Raw genomic sequence first — 14,168 nt, 5'->3', positions numbered from 1 at the left:
CAGCATCGCGCAATTAGCAGAGTGTTTTTTCTTCAATGAACTTGTTGACCAGGTTCATCAACTCTTGCGCCGTAGGTTGAGCCAGAGCCTCATCTGCCAGCGCTTTCACATCTTCGAAGTTTGTATTGCGAATAATTTTCTTGATGCGTGGGATAGAGATAGCACTCATGCTGAACTCATCTAACCCCATGCCCAATAGAAGAAGTGTAGCACGTTCGTCACCGGCTAGCTCGCCGCACATCCCTGTCCATTTACCGGCAGCATGAGATGCGTCAATAACTTGCTTGATTAAGCCAAGTACAGACGGAGACATTGGGTTGTAAAGATGAGAGATCAGCTCGTTACCGCGATCCACAGCCAAAGTATACTGGGTGAGGTCGTTTGTACCAATACTGAAGAAATCGACTTCTTTTGCCAGATGGTGAGCAATCACGGCCGCGGCCGGTGTTTCTACCATCACGCCAACTTCGATAGTTTCATCGAACGCCTGGCCTTTCTCGCGCAGCTGGACTTTCAGCATTTCGAGTTCTGCTTTCAGTTCACGCACTTCTTCAACAGAAATGATCATCGGGAACATGATGCGCAGTTTACCGAACGCAGAAGCACGCAGAATACCTTTCAGCTGGTCGTGAAGAATTTCTTTACGGTCCAGACAGATACGGATTGCACGCCAGCCCAGGAACGGGTTTTCTTCTTTTGGCAGGTTCATGTACGGCAGGTCTTTATCACCGCCGATGTCCATGGTACGTACGATAACAGCTTGTGAACCCATCGCTTCAGCAACGGCTTTATAGGCCTGGAATTGCTCTTCTTCGGTAGGCAGGCTGTCACGGTCCATGAACAGGAATTCGGTACGATACAGGCCGACACCTTCAGCGCCATTGCGCTCTGCACCGGCGACGTCGCGCACGGTACCGATGTTGGCACAGACTTCAACCTGATGACCGTCCAGCGTAATCGCAGGCAGATCTTTCAGCTTGGTCAGTTCGTCTTTTTCAGAGATGTACTGGTTCTGAACCGCTTTCAGCTGGTCAATAATATCCGCCGTCGGGTTGACATAGATTTTATTGTTCACGGCATCAAGGATCAGATAGTCATCGTTTTTGACTTTTTTGGTCACGTCGCTGGTGCCTACGATAGCAGGCAGTTCCAGTGAGCGGGCCATGATAGAGGTGTGAGATGTACGGCCACCTAAATCAGTAATAAAGCCGAGCACCTTGTTCAGGTTCAGCTGTGCTGTTTCTGACGGCGTCAGATCGGTAGCAACCAGAATCACTTCGTCCTGGATGGAGCTCAGATCGACAATCGCCATGTCCAGAATGTTGCGCAGAAGACGTTTACCGATGTCACGCACGTCAGCCGCACGTTCTTTCAGGTATTCATCATCAAGCTCTTCCAGGGCTTTTGCCTGGCCTTCAATCACCGAGTAAGCCGCTGCGTCAGCAGAAGCGTGCTCGTCTTTGATGAGGGCTATGATTTCCTGCTCAAGCTCTTCGTCTTCCAACAACATGATGTGGCCTTCGAAGATGGCTTCTTTCTCTTCACCGAAGGTCTCACCGGCTTTGGTCTTGATCACTTCCAGCTGGGCAGATGCTTTCGCACGGCCAGTAAGGAAACGTTCAACTTCCTGATCAACGTGATCGGGAGAGATTTTTTTCCGGTTGATGACAATTTCATCTTCTTTCAACAGAAGTGCTTTGCCGAAAGCGATACCGGGAGATACTAAAATGCCTGAAATCATAACCCTACCTTTCTCTTGACTGGTTTAAACTATATAAGAGCGGCTGTTGTTACTCGAGCTCTGCCATCAGTTTTACCAAGTGTTCAACGGCTTTCTGCTCGTCTTCACCTTCAGCTGAGAGGGTCACAACGGTACCTTGGGTCAGGCCCAAAGTTTGCAGTTTAAACAGACTTTTAGCGCTGGCGCTTTTACCGTTTGAAGTCACGGTGATGTCAGAAGTGAAACCTTTCGCTTCTTTCACGAATTGTGCCGCCGGGCGAGTGTGCAGACCATTAGGTGCAGTGATAGTAACTTCTTGCTGGAACATTGTTGTTTCCCCAACTTATTAAAGTAATGTTGTGGAGCTAAAGTTTAGCGTACTGGCTTCACTTTGGCCTGAGAGATTCGCGCCTGACTATGGTTCAGGGGCAGGTTCTGATGCAACAGAAAAGAGAAAATAGCGCACTCTGCGATAAAACTCTTTGCCCTAGATCTAGGCTTTCCTGTTATCACCCCATTATGCCGTCTTTTTCCCCCTTGTAACAAATCGGTAAATCGATTCAGCGGGAGGCGGGGTGGAAGCGATTAATTTCGCGCACCGAAATAATTGTCCGGTTAAATACTAAACCTGGCGGGTAAAATCAATGGCAGAGTGGTGTAAAGTTTGACGCAGCCCACAAAAAAGCACCCGTTAAGGTGCTTTTTTAATCGATTTCAAGGATGTGGCATTATTGTTGCAATTCTTTTTCAGTGAACAAATCTGCAAATAAGGCGGTACTCAGATAGCGCTCACCGGAAGACGGTAAAATCACCACGATAGTTTTGTCGGCAAAGTCGGCTTCTTCAGATAATTTCACTGCGGCGGCGACGGCTGCACCGGAAGAAATACCGGCCAGAATCCCTTCTTCTTCCATCAGGCGGCGTGCCATCTGAATGGATTCATCATTTGTGATCAGCGTCACACGGTCCAGCAGTTCTAAATCCAGATTTCCCGGAATAAAACCTGCACCAATGCCCTGGATTTTGTGCGGGCCTGGTTTCACTTCTTCGCCGTTAAGCGTCTGGGTGATAACAGGGGAATCGGTTGGCTCCACGGCCACCAGCGTCACGCTGCTTTTTTTGCTTTTCAGATAACGGCCCGTTCCGGTGATGGTACCGCCAGTGCCGACGCCAGCAATCAGTACATCCACGTCGCCGTCGGTGTCTTCCCAGATTTCAGGACCGGTGGTTTGTTCGTGAATGGCCGGGTTCGCCGGGTTGCTGAACTGCTGAAGGATCAGATAACGCTGCGGATCGCTGGCCTGAATTTCTTCCGCTTTGGCGATCGCCCCTTTCATGCCTTTTGCGCCTTCGGTCAGCACCAGATTGGCACCGAGGGCTTTGAGCAACTTGCGGCGTTCCACGCTCATGGTTTCAGGCATGGTCAGCGTCAGTTTGTAGCCGCGCGCGGCGGCGACGTATGCGAGAGCGATACCCGTGTTGCCGCTGGTAGGTTCAACCAGTTCGATATCTTTGGTCAAAATCCCGCGTTTTTCGGCGTCCCAAATCATGTTGGCACCGATACGGCACTTCACACTGAAGCTCGGGTTACGCGACTCGACCTTAGCCAGGATACGTCCATTACCGATACGGTTCAGGCGAACCAGTGGCGTATGGCCGATTGTTAATGAATTGTCTTCATAGATCTTGCTCATAACCCGTCCTTTAACTGTATGAAATATCCACGGTGTGAAGCTTTCAACACTCTGAAATTAGTGGGAATCAGAAAAGCATACGCGAACGGCTTTTCGAGTGAAGTAAGCTTTTGGTATTTGGTATATCGATAGGTTATTAAGAAATAAGTTTGAAGCGCAAAAGTCAAGTGAAGCGAACAGCCGCGCAGGGCGGCTGTTGAAATAAAAGGCTGTTAAAACAAGTGCTGACGCGGCTCAGCCACGCGTCGGATTGACGTCGCGGTTGTTTCGGACATACAGATCCCGGTAACGATCGCACCACATCGCCGTCGCACCGCACACGGCAACCGGCAGGATCACCAGATTCAGCACCGGTATCATGGTAAACAGGCTGACCAGCGCGCCAAACTGCATGTTGTCGATCTTGTTTTTACCGAGCGACCGCCGCATATCGGCAAAACTGACTTTATGATTATCAAAAGGATAGTCACAGTATTGGATCACCACCATCCAGGCGCTGAACAGGAACCAAAGCACCGGTGCCGCGGTCTGACCTATCACCGGAATGAAATACAGTGCGAAAAGCAGCAAAGCACGCGGCAGGTAATACGCCAGCTTCTGCCATTCGCGTTTCATGATGCGTGGCAGATCTTTCATGATGTCCCAGATGCCGGTATCCGGTGGGGCTTTGCCGGTCAGGCGCGCTTCAAGTTGTTCGGAAAGCAGGCCGCTGAAGGGCGCGGCAATCAGGTTGGCCAGGGTGCTGAAGAAATAGCTGAACACCAGCACCACGGAAATCACCGCCACCGGCCAGATCAGATAATCCAGCCAGCTGAGCCAGCCGGGAATGCGGCTCATCATCGCCGGGATCCATTCTCCCAGTTTGCTGAACAGCCACCAGAAGGCTCCGCCCATCAAAATCACGTTGACGGCGAGGGGCAAAATCACAAAACGTCGGATCCCTGGTAAGGAAATGAGCGTCCAGCCCTGTTTGAAATAATGCACGCCATTGTGTTGTCCGGCGCCTGGTGATGAAGTCATGGATGAAATTTTCTCTCTGAGTTGAATGACATGGACTATCATATCGGTATGATTTTCCACTGGCTAGCCGCGTATTGGCGGAAAAAACAGCAAAAAAAGGTGCGACTACCATGTTTATTAGCAGAAAGTAGAGTCCAGACTTGCACTTATCTACGTGGGCAAATAGAGTTAAACATGTGAATGTTTGCCGTGGTGGCAATGAATTAGAACAACAGAGATAGCAATGATGCAGGATTTGCGTCTGATATTAATCGTTGTTGGCGCGATCGCCATAATAGCGTTGTTATTGCACGGTTTGTGGACCAGCCGTAAAGAACGCTCTTCGCTGTTTCGTGATCGTCCAGCTAAACGAATGAAAAAAGAACGGGACCAGTCTCCGTCGGACGATTTTGTCGATGGAGTGGGGGAAGTGCGCGTGCGTCCTGCTTATCCTCAGGATGAACCGACTTTTGGTCAGTATGATGAGCCAGAACAGGCTGCACCGCCACGTCAGCCACAGGTTCAGCCTGTGCAGCCAGCGCCAGCCCCTGCTGCTCGTCAACCGCAACCCGCGCAGCCTCAACACACTGCTGTTCAGGAAGATCCGCTGTTAAGTGGTTATTCTGCCGCTGAGCCTGACGTCGCATCCCGCCGCGAACCTGCGGTCGATTTTGCGCCTTCAGCACCAGTGAGAACGCAGGCACCGGTTCCTCCGCAGGAGATTCATGCGGATGCAGCCCCTGCGGCGAAGGCAGAGCCTCAGTCGTCAGCTTTTGCGCCTGCTGAGCCAGATGCACCGGCAGAAAAAGCGAAGCTGAAAGAGACGGTTCTGGTGCTGCACGTTGCTGCACATCAGGGCGGCGTTATCGGCGGCGAAGTGTTGCTGAACAGCGTGCTTCAGTCGGGCTTCCAGTTTGGTGCCATGAATATTTTCCATCGTCACGTCAGCCCTGCGGGCAGTGGTCCGGTGTTGTTCAGTCTGGCAAATATGGTCAAACCGGGTTCATTCGACCCTGACAATATGTCCGACTTCTCCACACCAGGAATTACGTTGTTCATGATGGTGCCTTGCTTTGGCGATGCGCATCAGAACTTCAAACTGCTGTTGCAGTCTGCCCAGCGCATTGCCGATGATGTCGGTGCGATGGTGCTTGACGATGAGCGTCGTATGATTACGCCGCAGAAGCTCGAAACCTATAAAGCGCGGATCCGTGAGGTCCTCGAGGCGACTGCCTGACTCAGGCGGTTGTGACATCCCCTATCTCCTGACCCCCGCTTGCGGGGGTTTTTTATCTCCACGGTGAGTCATGGCCACTATCGAAGAACAAATCCACCAATTACGCACTCAGCTGCGCCATCACGAATATCAGTATCACGTTCTTGATGCCCCTGAAGTGCCTGATGCCGAATACGATCGTCTGATGCGCGAACTGCGCGAGCTGGAAACGGCATACCCTGATCTGGTCACCGCCGATTCACCGACGCAGCGCGTCGGTGCCGCGCCGCTTTCTGAATTCGGGCAGGTTAAACATCAGGTACCGATGCTTTCTCTGGATAACGTCTTCGATGAAGAGAGCTATCTGGCATTTTATAAGCGCGTTCAGGATCGGCTGAAAACGGCTGAACCGCTGACCTTCTGCTGTGAACTGAAACTCGACGGGCTGGCGGTCAGTCTGTTGTATGAGAACGGTGAACTGGTGCAGGCGGCCACGCGCGGCGACGGCACCACGGGCGAGAACATCACCGCCAACGTGCGCACTATCCGCGCCATCCCGCTACGTCTGCACGGTGACAATATTCCTGCGCGTCTCGAAGTGCGCGGTGAAGTGTTTATGCCGCAACCGGGTTTTGAAGCGATGAACGAAGAAGCGCGTCGCACCGGCGGTAAGGTGTTCGCCAATCCGCGTAACGCGGCGGCGGGATCCCTGCGCCAGCTTGATCCGCGCATTACGGCCAAACGCCCTCTGACGTTTCTCTGCTACGGCATAGGTGTGCTGGACGGCGGTGAATTACCCCGCAGCCATTATGAACGCCTGCAACAGCTGAAAGCCTGGGGCCTGCCGGTCAGCGATCGCGTGCGTGTCTGCACCGGCAGCGACGAAGTGGTGGCGTTTTACCGTCAGGTCGAAGCTGACCGCCCTGCGCTGGGCTTTGATATCGATGGCGTCGTTGTCAAAATTGATTCACTGGATATTCAGGAAACGCTGGGCTTTGTGGCGCGTGCGCCGCGCTGGGCGACGGCGTTCAAATTCCCCGCGCAGGAGCAAATCACGCTGGTGAAAGACGTCGAATTCCAGGTTGGCCGGACCGGTGCGATTACGCCGGTGGCGCGCCTGGAACCGGTGCTGGTGGCGGGCGTTATGGTCAGTAATGCGACGCTGCACAATGCCGATGAAATTGAGCGTCTGGGCCTGCGCATTGGCGATACAGTTATCGTTCGCCGTGCCGGTGATGTCATCCCGCAGGTTGTTGGCGTGGTGATGGAAGAGCGCCCTGAAAATGCCCGCGAAGTGGTATTTCCGGCGCACTGCCCGGTCTGTCATTCAGACGTTGAACGTGTGGAAGGCGAAGCCGTTGCCCGTTGTACCGGCGGGCTTATCTGTGGCGCACAGCGCAAAGAGGCGCTGAAACATTTCGTTTCCCGCCGCGCGCTGGACGTTGACGGCATGGGCGATAAAATTATCGATCAGCTGGTGGAAAAAGAGTACGTCAAAAATCCGGCGGATCTGTTCCGTCTGACCGCGGGCAAACTTACCGGCCTGGATCGCATGGGGCCGAAATCCGCGCAGAATGTGGTCAGCGCGCTGGAGAAAGCCAAAGAAACCACGCTGGCGCGTTTCCTGTATGCGCTCGGTATCCGCGAAGTCGGCGAAGCGACGGCGTCCAATCTGGCTGCACATTATGGCTCAGTGGAAGCGCTGAAAGCGGCGGATATCGAATCCCTGAAAACCGTTCCGGATGTCGGTGACGTGGTGGCGAAACACGTGGTGAATTTCCTGTCGGAAGAGCATAACCAGCAGGTGATCGACGAGCTGCTCAGCCCGGAAATCAACATTCACTGGCCGGAAGTACAGGTGATCGTACCGGAAGAGATCGACAGTCCTTTCGCCGGTAAAACCGTGGTGCTGACCGGATCGCTTTCGATCCTCTCCCGTGATGAAGCCAAAGATCGTCTGACGGCGCTGGGCGCGAAAGTCTCCGGCAGCGTATCGAAGAAAACCGATCTGGTGATTGCCGGTGAAGCGGCGGGATCCAAGCTTGCGAAAGCGCAGGAGCTTGGGATCGCGGTTATCGATGAAGCGGAGATGATCCGCCTGCTGGGTGAATAAGCGATGGAAAAAGAAGATCTGATCCAGATTGCCAATATGGTGATGCCGTTCGGTAAATATGCCGGACGGGTGCTGATCGACTTACCGGAAGAATATTTGCTGTGGTTCGCCCGCAAAGACGAATTTCCGCAGGGAAAACTCGGTGAGCTGATGCAACTGACGCTGACAATCAAAAGCGAAGGGCTGCAAAGTCTGATTAACCCGCTGCGCCGTAACGGGCCGGGTCTGGGTGGAACTGACGACTGAGGTCAGGAAATAAATGAACAAAGGCGCTGATTTCAGCGCCTTTGTTGTTTCTACGATGCCGTAATCTGCGCTGACTTCTGCGCCATGTCCTGCTGTTTTTTCTGATATCTCTTCGCCAGTACCGCACAGGTCATCAGCTGAACCTGATGGAAAATCATCAGAGGCAACACCATCATGCCAATCGCGCTGACCGGGAACAGAATGTTGGCCATCGGGATCCCGTTCGCCAGGCTTTTTTTCGAACCGCAGAACACAATGGTGATTTCATCCGGTTTGCTGAATCCCATCCAGCGTGCCATGTAAGTATTTATCACCAGAATGAAGGCCAGCAGCACCACACTGAACACCACGATAAACAGCAGTGAACCGATGCCGACCTGATGCCAGATCCCCTGAGTGACCGCCTCACTGAAGGCGGTATACACCACCAGCAGGATGGAGGTCTGGTCAGTTTTGCCAATCATCTTACGGTGACGTTCAACAAACCCGCCAATCAGCGGGCGCAACAAATGCCCGGCGATAAAGGGTACCAGCAGTTGCAACACGATGTGGCCGACCTGCTCAAGCCCGTTACCGGTGGTGCCCTGCACATGCATCAGCAGGCTCACCAGCAACGGTGAAACGAAAATCCCCAGCAGGCTTGATGCCGAGGCGCTGCACACCGCCGCTGCCACGTTACCGCCAGCCAGTGAGGTGAACGCGATCGCTGATTGCACGGTGGCAGGCAGAATGCACAGATAAACGAAACCGCTGTAAATCTGCGGGCTGACGTCTACCGGATGCCACCACTGAAACAGCAGACCGAGCACCGGGAACAGGATAAAGGTGCTGAACATCACCCACAGATGCAGCCGCCAGTTATTACTGCCCTGAAATATCGCCTCACGCGACAGCTTGGCACCGTGCATAAAGAACAGCAGGCCGATGGCGATAATCGTCAGGTTATTGAAAAAGGCGACAAACATGCCGCTTGCCGGGAGAAATGTCGCTAGCAACACGGTGGCGATCAACGTAAGGGTGAAACGGTCGGGTAAGAAACGCATTGTGGTGTCTCAGAAAGAGGTCATATCGTTCCGCTATTCTGAGCCTGTGGGTTACAATTAAAAAATTGATTTATTTAATCCATTAATGCGGAAAATTCATGAATTATTCTCTCCGGCAGCTACGCGTTTTCGTCGCCGTTTCCCGCTATGGCAGCTTCAGCCGGGCAGGGGAAGCCATCGGCCTGAGCCAGTCGGCAGTCAGTCACAGCATGAAAGAGCTGGAAGGGGAGATGGGCGTGCGGCTGCTGGATCGCACCACGCGGGAAGTGGCGCTGACCGATGCCGGGCGGCGTCTCGCAAACCGTGCCGAGCCTCTGCTCGATGAGTTGCACGCGATGCTGCTTGATACGCGAAGTTTCGGCACTCAGCACAATGGTCGCGTGCGGATTGCATCCAGCCAGACCATTTCCGCACAACTGATGCCTCAGTGCATCGCCAGCGGCGAACAGCTTTATCCCGACATTCGTATTTTACTCCGCGATCAGGCGCAGCAACTGGTGCTCAACAGCGTACGTAATGCGGAAGTGGATTTCGGTATTGTGATCGACCCCGGTGCCAGTACGGATCTCGACTGCGAACCGGTACTCAATGAGCCATTTTTGTTGATGTGTCCTGAAGATCATCCGTTTGCCAGCCAGAGCGCCATCAAGTGGAAAGCCTTAAACGGCTGCAAGCTGGTCTTACAGGATTACGCTTCAGGCAGCCGCGTGCTGATTGATAAAGCGCTGAAGTCACAGGGCGTAAAGGCGGAAATCGTTCAGGAGATCGGCCATACCGCGACGCTGTTCCCGATGGTGGAGGCAGGCATTGGCATCAGCGTATTTCCGGCGCTGGCGCTGCCGGTGCCACAGGGGAGCAGGCTGGCTATCCGGCCGCTCGAGCCGGAAATTAACCGCGTGCTGATGCTGGCAAAACGCAAAAACCGCTCGCTGTCTCCCGCCGCGCAGGCCATCTGGCAGGTAGTAAAAGACCAGGCTTTACTGCTGAGTGAAAAACGCAGCCAGCAGGGCATGTTCAAACCCTGACACCATGCTGGCTGTTTCTGACTAACGTCGGTTACACGTAGATATCAATGGCATTGGTGTCAGTTGGCTTATTGACGCCTTCTTCTTTTTTGATTTCAGACGCTTCTTCGGCTTTTTGTACCTGCTCGAGAGCTTTATCGGCCTGCTGCTGTTGGATCTCCGCAATTTGCTGTTGCAGCATTTCGATTTGTTGCTGTAACAGTTCCTGCTGTTGTTTTACCTGTTCCTTATCGCCGCCTGAACTGCTCAGACTTTTGACCTGCTCGGTCAGTTTCTGAATCTGTTTTGTCAGCTGCGCAATCTGGCTGCTGCTGCCCGCATCGCTGCTGGAGGACGAACTCACCGAACTGCCGGTGGCACTGATTGTGCTCATAATAGCCTCGCTTAGTGTGGATAATTTTTTGCACGTAAGGGTGCTTAAGCGTTATCGGCGGCGCTGAGCAGGGCTTTATTGTTTTCGCAGATTTCTTACTGTGTCAGCGCGGCGCTTGCACGACAAGTTCCGGCCACCGTGTCAGCCAGCCTTTGCTGCTGATGCGTTCGGCAAAGACAGCAGGGATGGCATGACGCGGATTGGGCGTGATAGTGAACGTAAAAAGGGCCTCAAGCCCGAGTGGCGCATTGAGCTCGATCTGCCCGGCAGGGTTCATCCGTGCGCCAATCGCCGTTTCCACTTCAACCCAGTAACTGATGGCCTGTGCGCTGGAAGTATATGGCGCGTGCCCGTGCCGCTGATGCATCCGCGCCTGATTCTTCACAGACCAGGGCAGGTCGGGTGAGGACTGTAGCAGTCGCTGTTCCAGGCGTTGATCCTCCAGCGACGAACAATTCTCTGGACTGAAATACACCACATCGATGTCGTTGAGCGGTGTCGCCTGATCGTAACCGTGCAGACGATCCCACACCAGATTGCGTACAAAACCAGCCGCCAGCCAGGCATCGTTAAGCCCCAGTTTACGCACCTCGGTCAGCGCCCGCAGGTGCAGTGGCTCTTCTGCGAGCCAGGTGATAATTCGTTGTTCCATCTCTTTCACGCGTCAGTCTCCGGAAGGGGGCGCTCCATTGTAGCCGGATTACATGACAGCACTCCAACGCACCGTTTCGGATTTTACGGCCACACCGGCGCGCCAAAATGAAGCAAAACGGCGGGCTGAAAGGTGTCAGGCCGCTTCGGCGCGGGATGGCTTAAGTGGTACAGCCTTTGCAGGATCGGATGTGGGCAGAAAGACCGGGCAGCACTGCGGCATTTTCGCTTCCAACAAAAATTGAGTTATCACCGGGCAGGGGATCACACATGCAAACCACGAAAGTCACTCCCGTTTTAAAGCGGACGCTGGGCAGTTTTAAACTCTGGGGCATCGCCGTCGGATTGGTTATTTCCGGCGAGTATTTTGGCTGGAGTTACGGCTGGGCTCAGGCAGGAACTCTGGGTTTTCTCATCACCGCACTGGTGATTGCCGCGATGTATTGCGCCTTTATCTTTAGTTTTACCGAACTCACCACCTCCATTCCTCATGCCGGCGGGCCTTTTGCCTACGCTTACCGCGCCTTCGGCCCCACCGGGGGATTTGTCGCCGGATTCGCCACGCTGGTGGAGTTCGTCTTCGCGCCGCCCGCCATCGCGATGGCGATCGGTGCCTATCTCAACGTACAGTTTCCTGCCACCGAACCCAAATGGGTGGCGGTTGGCGCCTATATCGTCTTTATGGTGCTCAACATTCTTGGCGTGAGCATTGCCGCAACCTTCGAGTTACTGGTCACGCTGCTGGCGATTTTCGAATTGCTGGTGTTTATGGGCGTGGTGGCACCTGGCTTTGAAATGTCGAACTTTATGCACGGCGGCTGGGCGGGCAGCGATACGTTCAGCCCGGCGGCGTTCTCCGGTATTTTTGCAGCGATCCCTTTTGCGATCTGGTTTTTTCTTGCCATTGAGGGCGCATCAATGGCCGCTGAAGAAGCGAAAGATCCGCAGCGAACCATTCCGAAAGCCTTTATCGGCGGGATCCTGACGCTCACCGTGCTGGCGCTCGGCGTGATGCTGTTTGCGGGTGGTGTGGGCGACTGGACGAAGCTGTCCAATATTAATGACCCGTTACCGCAGGCGATGAAACTGATTGTCGGCAGTGACAGCGGCTGGCTGCACATGCTGGTGTGGCTGGGGCTGTTTGGGCTTATCGCGTCATTCCACGGCATCATTATGGGGTATTCCCGCCAGATTTTTGCGCTGGCGCGCGCGGGGTATTTACCGAAACGGCTGGCGACGGTGAACGCCCGTTTTCAGACTCCGCATCTGGGCATTATTGCCGGTGGCGTGGTGGGCATTGCGGCAATTTTCTCGGATTCTCTGATTGTGATTGGCGGCCAGCCCTTGACCGCAAATATCGTCACCATGTCAGTGTTTGGGGCGATTGTGATGTATATCATTTCGATGGCAGCCCTGTTTAAACTTCGCCGCAGCGAGCCGAACCTGATCCGTCCGTTTCGTGCGCCGCTCTATCCTTTCGCTCCGGCGCTGGCACTGGTGCTGGCGGTGGTCTGTCTGGGGGCTATGATCTATTACAACACGCTGCTGTTTTTAATCTTCGCCGCCATGATGTTGCTGGCTTACGCCTGGTTCCTTCTCACCCATCAGGCACGCCGTGACGCAGCGGAAGACCCGCAGTTACGTGGATTGCGACCGGCATCGGCCAAAATCGGCAAATAACCCGGTTCGCTAAGGAGCGTTATGTTTCAGACCACATTGAGCCACCGCAGCTACCGGTTTAAAGATTTACGCGAGCTGATGGCAAAAGCATCCCCCGCACGATCGGGGGATTATCTTGCCGAAGTGGCGGCGGCCAGCGCAGAAGAGCGCATGGCGGCGAAGATGGCACTGGCCGAGGTGCCGCTGAAAACCTTCCTGCAACAATTGCTGGTGCCTTATGAAGAGGACGAAGTCACGCGGCTGATTGTTGATACTCATGATGTCGCGGCGTTTGCCGCGATTTCACACCTCACCGTTGGCGATTTTCGTGACTGGCTGCTGAGTGAAAAAACCGACAGCGCGGTGCTGGCGGCGGTCGCCTGGGGGATCACCCCGGAAATGGCGGCGGCGGTCAGTAAACTGATGCGTAATCAGGATCTGATTCTGGTCGCTAAAAAATGCCGCGTGATCACCCAGTTTCGCAATACCATCGGGCTGCCAGGACACATGAGCGTGCGCCTGCAACCGAACCATCCGACCGATAATTTACAGGGTATTGCCGCCAGTATGCTCGACGGCCTGCTGTACGGTTCCGGCGATGCGGTGATCGGCATCAATCCGGCCAGCGACAGTTTACCGCTGCTGGAAAATCTCAATTACATGCTCGACGACATCATCACGCGCTTTGAGATTCCCACGCAATCCTGCGTGCTGACACACGTCACCAACACCATCAAGCTGGTGGAACGTGGTGCGCCGGTCGATCTGGTGTTTCAGTCGATTGCGGGTACGCAAGCGGCTAACAGTGGTTTTGGTATCGATCTCGCTTTGCTGGAAGAAGCGCAACAGGCGGCACTCAGCCTGAAACGCGGCACGCTTGGCGACAACGTGATGTATTTCGAAACCGGGCAGGGCAGCTGTTTGTCTGCCAATGCGCATTTCGGCATGGATCAGCAAACCTGCGAGGCACGGGCTTATGCCATCGCGCGGCGTTTTTCACCGCTGCTGATCAATACGGTGGTCGGCTTTATCGGGCCGGAGTATCTGTATGACGGCAAGCAAATCATTCGTGCCGGGCTGGAGGACCATTTTTGCGGAAAACTGCTGGGTGTGCCGCTGGGCTGCGATGTGTGTTACACCAACCACGCCGAAGCCGATCAGGACGATATGGACACGCTGCTGACGCTGCTGGGGACCGCCGGGCTGACATTCCTGATTGGCGTACCGGGCGCGGACGACATCATGCTCAATTATCAGAGCACCTCTTTCCACGATGCACTCTATATCCGCGAACTGCTGGGGCTGAAACATGCGCCGGAATTTGCAGTCTGGCTGGAGAAAATGAACATCATCGATCCGCAGGGCATTTTGCAGGATGCCCGCGCGTCGCATCCGTTGCTGCGTCAGTTGCCGCAGTTAAGCTGAGGGA

The 14,168-nt window shown here is 54.2% G+C and carries 13 protein-coding genes; 6 read left to right on the top strand and 7 right to left on the bottom strand.

The features are described from left to right. Nucleotides 1-13: 13 nt before the first annotated feature. The 4 genes from ptsI to cysZ form a co-directional block, all read right to left on the bottom strand. Nucleotides 14-1,741 (bottom strand): phosphoenolpyruvate-protein phosphotransferase PtsI, encoded by a 1,728-nt coding sequence (gene ptsI, locus ABSH60_RS04075; protein WP_390972810.1) that lies wholly within the window; start codon nt 1,739-1,741, stop codon nt 14-16. 49 nt (nt 1,742-1,790) lie between these two features. Continuing rightward, entirely contained in the window at nt 1,791-2,048 is a 258-nt protein-coding gene (ptsH, locus tag ABSH60_RS04070) for a phosphocarrier protein Hpr (protein ID WP_003038086.1), read from the bottom strand. Between the two features lie 400 nt (nt 2,049-2,448). Further along, nucleotides 2,449-3,414: a cysteine synthase A gene (gene cysK, locus ABSH60_RS04065; RefSeq protein ID WP_056774087.1), complete on the bottom strand. Its 966-nt coding sequence runs from the start codon at nt 3,412-3,414 to the stop codon at nt 2,449-2,451. Nucleotides 3,415-3,648: 234 nt separating this feature from the next. Further along, on the bottom strand, nt 3,649-4,434 hold the full coding sequence (cysZ, locus tag ABSH60_RS04060; RefSeq protein ID WP_136376017.1) for a sulfate transporter CysZ: 786 nt from the start codon (nt 4,432-4,434) through the stop codon (nt 3,649-3,651). A gap of 223 nt (nt 4,435-4,657) precedes the next feature. On the opposite strand from cysZ, the gene zipA reads away from it, so the two are divergent. The 3 genes from zipA (at nt 4,658) to ABSH60_RS04045 (ending at nt 7,988) form a co-directional block, all read left to right on the top strand. After that, nucleotides 4,658-5,650, top strand: coding sequence for a cell division protein ZipA (zipA, locus tag ABSH60_RS04055; protein WP_122097465.1), 993 nt, complete (start codon nt 4,658-4,660; stop codon nt 5,648-5,650). Between the two features lie 70 nt (nt 5,651-5,720). Further along, nucleotides 5,721-7,742, top strand: a complete 2,022-nt coding sequence (ligA, locus tag ABSH60_RS04050; RefSeq protein WP_056774099.1) for an NAD-dependent DNA ligase LigA — start codon at nt 5,721-5,723, stop codon at nt 7,740-7,742. Between the two features lie 3 nt (nt 7,743-7,745). Continuing rightward, nucleotides 7,746-7,988: a DUF3820 family protein gene (locus tag ABSH60_RS04045; RefSeq protein WP_056774102.1), complete on the top strand. Its 243-nt coding sequence runs from the start codon at nt 7,746-7,748 to the stop codon at nt 7,986-7,988. 50 nt (nt 7,989-8,038) lie between these two features. On the opposite strand, the gene ABSH60_RS04040 is transcribed toward ABSH60_RS04045, so the two are convergent. Further along, a complete protein-coding gene (locus ABSH60_RS04040; RefSeq protein WP_390972806.1) occupies nt 8,039-9,031 on the bottom strand; it encodes a bile acid:sodium symporter in 993 nt (330 codons plus the stop codon). Nucleotides 9,032-9,129: 98 nt separating this feature from the next. On the opposite strand from ABSH60_RS04040, the gene ABSH60_RS04035 reads away from it, so the two are divergent. Then, nucleotides 9,130-10,056 (top strand): LysR family transcriptional regulator, encoded by a 927-nt coding sequence (locus ABSH60_RS04035; protein ID WP_122097468.1) that lies wholly within the window; start codon nt 9,130-9,132, stop codon nt 10,054-10,056. 31 nt (nt 10,057-10,087) lie between these two features. On the opposite strand, the gene ABSH60_RS04030 is transcribed toward ABSH60_RS04035, so the two are convergent. Together ABSH60_RS04030 and ABSH60_RS04025 are read right to left on the bottom strand one after the other, a co-directional pair. After that, nucleotides 10,088-10,429: a FlxA-like family protein gene (locus ABSH60_RS04030; protein WP_183847884.1), complete on the bottom strand. Its 342-nt coding sequence runs from the start codon at nt 10,427-10,429 to the stop codon at nt 10,088-10,090. Between the two features lie 103 nt (nt 10,430-10,532). Continuing rightward, on the bottom strand, nt 10,533-11,081 hold the full coding sequence (locus ABSH60_RS04025) for a nucleotidyltransferase family protein (protein WP_390975676.1): 549 nt from the start codon (nt 11,079-11,081) through the stop codon (nt 10,533-10,535). A gap of 269 nt (nt 11,082-11,350) precedes the next feature. Here ABSH60_RS04025 and eat point away from each other — a divergent pair, with 269 nt between their 5' ends. Beyond that, nucleotides 11,351-12,760, top strand: a complete 1,410-nt coding sequence (gene eat / locus ABSH60_RS04020) for an ethanolamine permease (RefSeq protein WP_390972803.1) — start codon at nt 11,351-11,353, stop codon at nt 12,758-12,760. Between the two features lie 21 nt (nt 12,761-12,781). Next, the gene (locus ABSH60_RS04015) at nt 12,782-14,164 is read left to right on the top strand and encodes an ethanolamine ammonia-lyase subunit EutB (protein WP_136376021.1); all 1,383 of its coding nucleotides are present in this window, start codon (nt 12,782-12,784) and stop codon (nt 14,162-14,164) included. Nucleotides 14,165-14,168 lie beyond the last annotated feature (4 nt).

The organism is Rahnella sp. R3(2024) (assembly GCF_042920125.1).
In the GTDB taxonomy this organism is placed as follows: domain Bacteria; phylum Pseudomonadota; class Gammaproteobacteria; order Enterobacterales; family Enterobacteriaceae; genus Rahnella; species Rahnella rivi.
This window is presented reverse-complemented; position numbering and strand designations above follow the sequence as displayed.

Excerpts from the sequence above, each read along its gene's own strand:
- ptsI (WP_390972810.1), bottom strand. The coding sequence starts at position 1,741 with ATGATTTCAGGCATTTTAGTATCTCCCGGTATCGCTTTCGGCAAAGCA.
- ptsH (WP_003038086.1), bottom strand. The coding sequence starts at position 2,048 with ATGTTCCAGCAAGAAGTTACTATCACTGCACCTAATGGTCTGCACACT.
- cysK (WP_056774087.1), bottom strand. The coding sequence starts at position 3,414 with ATGAGCAAGATCTATGAAGACAATTCATTAACAATCGGCCATACGCCA.
- cysZ (WP_136376017.1), bottom strand. The coding sequence starts at position 4,434 with ATGACTTCATCACCAGGCGCCGGACAACACAATGGCGTGCATTATTTC.
- zipA (WP_122097465.1), top strand. The coding sequence starts at position 4,658 with ATGATGCAGGATTTGCGTCTGATATTAATCGTTGTTGGCGCGATCGCC.
- ligA (WP_056774099.1), top strand. The coding sequence starts at position 5,721 with ATGGCCACTATCGAAGAACAAATCCACCAATTACGCACTCAGCTGCGC.
- ABSH60_RS04045 (WP_056774102.1), top strand. The coding sequence starts at position 7,746 with ATGGAAAAAGAAGATCTGATCCAGATTGCCAATATGGTGATGCCGTTC.
- ABSH60_RS04040 (WP_390972806.1), bottom strand. The coding sequence starts at position 9,031 with ATGCGTTTCTTACCCGACCGTTTCACCCTTACGTTGATCGCCACCGTG.
- ABSH60_RS04035 (WP_122097468.1), top strand. The coding sequence starts at position 9,130 with ATGAATTATTCTCTCCGGCAGCTACGCGTTTTCGTCGCCGTTTCCCGC.
- ABSH60_RS04030 (WP_183847884.1), bottom strand. The coding sequence starts at position 10,429 with ATGAGCACAATCAGTGCCACCGGCAGTTCGGTGAGTTCGTCCTCCAGC.
- ABSH60_RS04025 (WP_390975676.1), bottom strand. The coding sequence starts at position 11,081 with ATGGAACAACGAATTATCACCTGGCTCGCAGAAGAGCCACTGCACCTG.
- eat (WP_390972803.1), top strand. The coding sequence starts at position 11,351 with ATGCAAACCACGAAAGTCACTCCCGTTTTAAAGCGGACGCTGGGCAGT.
- ABSH60_RS04015 (WP_136376021.1), top strand. The coding sequence starts at position 12,782 with ATGTTTCAGACCACATTGAGCCACCGCAGCTACCGGTTTAAAGATTTA.